The following is a 351-nucleotide window of genomic DNA, read 5'->3' on the forward strand; positions in this document are numbered from 1 at the left end:
TGTTTCATCCGATGCTCGATGTAGCCCGCCACCTCCTCCTTCTCGAGCGGCCCCATCCGGCATCGCATGATGATCCGTTGGTCAAGCGGACGGTGCTGATTGAGCCGCAGCTTTCCCTGTAAATGGGGCAGCCCGGCCAACATCAAGACAAATGGGTTGGTCGAATCCATCTCAAAGTTGAACAAGATCGCAATGTCTTGTAAAAAGGCATCTTTGGCCAAATGCATCTCGTCCAAAATGAACACCGGCGTGATCCGTCGTTCATGATGCAATCGCTCGATCGCCTGCTGGATTTGGCGGAAGAGGTCCACCTTGCGGTATTTCGGTTCTTCCCCCAACCCAAGGGCCAGC

At 54.4% G+C, this 351-nt stretch carries 1 protein-coding gene; it reads right to left on the reverse strand.

From position 1 onward, the window contains the following. A partial coding sequence (locus ABS784_RS17025) for an AAA family ATPase (RefSeq protein WP_352513377.1) occupies positions 1–351 on the reverse strand: 351 nt, incomplete at both ends.

This window comes from Geobacillus sp. G4 (genome assembly GCF_040327975.1).
GTDB lineage: Bacteria > Bacillota > Bacilli > Bacillales > Anoxybacillaceae > Geobacillus > Geobacillus thermoleovorans.